4 protein-coding genes are annotated in these 3,517 nt (G+C 74.4%); all 4 read left to right on the top strand.

Annotation, left to right across the window (positions count from 1 at the left end):
- Positions 1–188 precede the first annotated feature (188 nt).
- The 4 genes from ACFT41_RS32070 (at position 189) to ACFT41_RS32055 (ending at position 3,452) form a co-directional block, all read left to right on the top strand.
- Positions 189–1,124, top strand: coding sequence for an aldose 1-epimerase family protein (locus tag ACFT41_RS32070; protein ID WP_377590415.1), 936 nt, complete (start codon positions 189–191; stop codon positions 1,122–1,124).
- A 19-nt stretch (positions 1,125–1,143) separates the two neighbouring features.
- Positions 1,144–1,746 carry a nitroreductase family protein gene (locus ACFT41_RS32065; protein ID WP_377590417.1) on the top strand — a complete coding sequence of 201 codons (603 nt, stop codon included), beginning with the start codon at positions 1,144–1,146 and terminating at the stop codon, positions 1,744–1,746.
- A gap of 208 nt (positions 1,747–1,954) precedes the next feature.
- Positions 1,955–2,260: a type II toxin-antitoxin system VapB family antitoxin gene (locus tag ACFT41_RS32060; protein WP_377590419.1), complete on the top strand. Its 306-nt coding sequence runs from the start codon at positions 1,955–1,957 to the stop codon at positions 2,258–2,260.
- Positions 2,261–2,291: 31 nt separating this feature from the next.
- Positions 2,292–3,452 carry an acyl-CoA dehydrogenase family protein gene (locus tag ACFT41_RS32055; protein ID WP_377590420.1) on the top strand — a complete coding sequence of 387 codons (1,161 nt, stop codon included), beginning with the start codon at positions 2,292–2,294 and terminating at the stop codon, positions 3,450–3,452.
- Positions 3,453–3,517: the final 65 nt, after the last annotated feature.

Here is a 3,517-nt window from a genome sequence, read left to right as displayed (position 1 = left end):
GAGATCAACCCCTCTCCTGGCGCCGCCCGCGTCTTTTGTGAACACGACCCCGCGCCCGCCCCCCCGCCCGCGGCGCGGGGGGGCCCGCGGGGGGCGGGGGCCGCCCCGGGCCCCGGCCGCCGGGCGGGGTGCGCGCAGTGACCGACCGCGCACCCCGTGCGCAGAGGTGACCGACTAAGGTCACCGGCATGCAGAACGCCGCATCCCGCCGCCCGCCGTCAGGCACCCAGTGGACCATTTCCGCCGCCGGCCACGAGGCCGTGCTCGTCGAGGTGGGCGGCGGCCTGCGGACGTACCGGCACGACGGCGTCGACTACGTCGACGGGTTCGCCGCCGACGAGCTCTGCCCCGGCGGGGCCGGGCAGGTGCTGGCCCCCTGGCCGAACCGGATCCGCGACGGCCGGTACGCGTTCGGCGGCCGGGAGTTGCAGCTCACGCTGACCGAGCCGAGCCGGGGCGCCGCCCTGCACGGCCTGGTCAACTGGGTGCCGTGGCACCTGGTCGAGCAGGCCGACGACGCCGTCACCCTCGGTTACGACCTGCCCCCGCAGCCCGGCTACCCGTGGGCGCTGCGGCTGCGCAACCGATACTCGGTCGGCCCGGACGGCCTGCGCATCGACCACGAGGCGACCAACGTCGGCGGGGAGCCCTGCCCGTTCGGCTTCTCGATGCACCCCTACCTGCAACTGCCCGGGGTGGCGGTGGACGACCTCGCCCTGCGGGTGCCGGCGAAGCTGCGGGTGCAGGTCGACGGGCGGCTGCTGCCGGTCGGGGCGACCCCGGTCGCCGGCACCGAGTACGACTACACCAGCCCCCGGCGGATCGGCCACGCGGTGCTCGACACGGCGTTCGGCGACGTGGTCCGCGACGCCGACGGCGGCTCCTCGGTGACCCTGGCCGCCCCCGGCGACGCTGCGGCCGTCACGGTCTGGGCGGACCGCGAGTTCGGCTGGTGGCAGGTCTTCTCCGGGGACACGCTCAGCGGGGAGCGGCACCGCCGCTCGGTGGCGATCGAGCCGATGACCTGCCCGCCGGACGCCTACCGCTCGGGCAAGGACCTGATCACCCTGGAGCCGGGCGACACCTGGCGGGGCACCCTGGGCATCCGGCCCGGGGCCCGGTAACAGCAAGGGGAAGCCGGTCGTGGAGTTCGCCGAGGTGCTCCGGCGGCGTCGGATGGTGCGCAACTACGACCCGGACCGCCCCGTCCCGCCCGACGTGGTGCAGCGGCTGCTCGACCACGCCGTGCGGGCCCCGTCGGCCGGGTTCGCCCAGGGCTGGGGGTTCCTGGTGCTGGAGGAGCCGGCGGATCGGGAGCGGTTCTGGGCGGCGACCACCCCGGACGGCGGCGGGCGGGAGCGGTGGCTGGCCGGGATGCGGCGGGCCCCGCTGGTCGTCGTGCCGCACGCCAACCGCTCGGCGTACCTGGAGCGCTACGCCGAGCGGGACAAGGGCTGGACGGACCGCGCGGCGGAGCGCTGGCCGGTGCCGTACTGGTATGTCGACACCGGCTTCGCCGCCCTGCTGATGCTGCTCACCGCCGTTGACGAGGGGCTGGGCGCGTGCTTCTTCGGCATCCCGCCGCAGCGCACGCAGGCGTACCGGGAGGCGTTCGGGGTGCCGGCGGAGTACGACCCGGTCGGCGCGGTCACCGTCGGCTACCGGGCCCCGGACCACCGGTCGCCCTCGCTGCGGCGGGGGCGTCGCCCGGTCGACGAGGTGGTCCGGCGGGGGCGCTGGAGCTGATCTCGGGCCGCAGGGTCGGCGGCCCGGCTCGGGCGTCGGCGGTCGCGGCTGGCCGACGGCGTCGCGAAAGCGACAAGAGGGAGTAAAACGCGGTGTGGCGGGGGCGGCTACGCTGGCACGGTCATCGGCGCCGTGCCGCGCGGTGCCACGCCGCGATCCGACCCGGCGCGGTGGGTCGGAACGGTCAGGGGGAGGGGAGCGTGCCGTCGTGATCTTCAGAGCGGTCCGGGACGGGCGTCCCTATCCGGAGCACAATCTGACGCTCAAGCAGTGGGCGGAGATCCCGCCGCGCCCGCTGCGGCTGGACCAGTTGATCACCACCAAGCGCGAGCTGGCGCTGGACAAGCTGCTCGCCGAGGACTCCACCTTCTATGGGGACCTGTTCCCGCACGTGGTGCAGTGGAACGGCGGGCTCTACCTGGAGGACGGGCTGCACCGCGCGCTGCGCGCCGCCCTCCAGCAGCGCAACCAGATTCACGCCCGGGTGCTGGTGCTGTCCGGTCAGCACGAGTGACCCGATCCTGAGGCTTCGTTAGGGTGGCGGGATGACTCCTGTCGACCTGCTGGACCTGGACTCCCTCCTCGACGACGAGGAACGCCAGATCCGGTCCGTCGTGCGCCGGCTCGTCGACGACCGCGTCCGGCCGCACGTCGCCGACTGGTACGAGCAGGGCCAGGTGCCGGCCCGCGAGCTGGCCCGGGAGTTCGGCCGGCTCGGCCTGCTCGGCATGCACCTGACCGGGTACGGCTGTGCCGGCTCCACCGCCGTCGCGTACGGGCTGGCCTGCCTGGAGCTGGAGGCCGGCGACTCCGGCGTGCGGTCCCTGGTCTCGGTGCAGGGTTCGCTGGCCATGTACGCGATCTGGCGCTACGGCAGCGAGGAGCAGAAGCAGCGCTGGTTGCCCGCCATGGCGACCGGCGAGGCGATCGGCTGCTTCGGGCTGACCGAGCCCGACCACGGCTCCGACCCGGCGTCGATGGCCACCCGCGCCCGCCGCGACGGCGACGACTGGCTGCTGCACGGCGGCAAGATGTGGATCACCAACGCGCCGGTCGCCGACGTCGCGGTGATCTGGGCCCGCGCCGAGGAGGGGGTGCGCGGGTTCGCCGTACCCCTGGATGCGCCCGGGGTGTCGGTGCGCGAGATCCGGCGCAAGATGTCGCTGCGCGCCTCCGTCACCGGCGAGATCGCGCTCGACGACGTCCGGCTCCCGGCGGACGCGCTGCTGCCCGGCGCGGCCGGGCTCAAGGCCCCGCTGAGCTGCCTCACCGAGGCCCGGCACGGCATCGTCTGGGGCGCGCTCGGCGCGGCCCGCGACTGCCTGGAAACCACCCTGGCGTACGCGACCACCCGCACCCAGTTCGGCCGACCGCTCGCCGGCTTCCAGCTCACCCAGGCCAAGCTCGCCGACATGGCGGTCGAGTGGCAGAAGGGCTTCCTGCTGGCGCTGCACCTGGGCCGGCTAGCCGACGCCGGAAAGCTGCGCCCCGAGCAGGTCAGCGTGGGCAAGCTGAACAACGTGCGGGAGGCGCTGGCCGTCGCCCGGCAGTGCCGCACCATCCTCGGCGCGAACGGCGTCTCGGGGGAATACCCGATCATGCGGCACGCCAACAACCTGGAGAGCGTGCTCACCTACGAGGGCACCTCCGAGATCCACCAGTTGGTCATCGGGCAGCGGCTGACGGGGCTCTCCGCGTTCGCCTGACTGTCCTGCGGGGTGGGGGTTCGCCGGGGCCCGCCCGCTCCGGGCTCACAGTCAGGCTTGATCCC

The sequence above is a fragment of the Micromonospora sp. NPDC057141 genome, assembly GCF_042670805.1.
Taxonomy (GTDB): domain Bacteria; phylum Actinomycetota; class Actinomycetes; order Mycobacteriales; family Micromonosporaceae; genus Micromonospora.
The sequence above is the reverse complement of the archived record's forward strand: the minus strand, read 5'-3'. Positions and strand labels throughout refer to the sequence as shown.

What these genes read in the sequence shown, in the direction of transcription:
- ACFT41_RS32070 (WP_377590415.1), top strand. Translation starts at nt 189, where the DNA reads ATGCAGAACGCCGCATCCCGCCGCCCGCCGTCAGGCACCCAGTGGACC.
- ACFT41_RS32055 (WP_377590420.1), top strand. Translation starts at nt 2,292, where the DNA reads ATGACTCCTGTCGACCTGCTGGACCTGGACTCCCTCCTCGACGACGAG.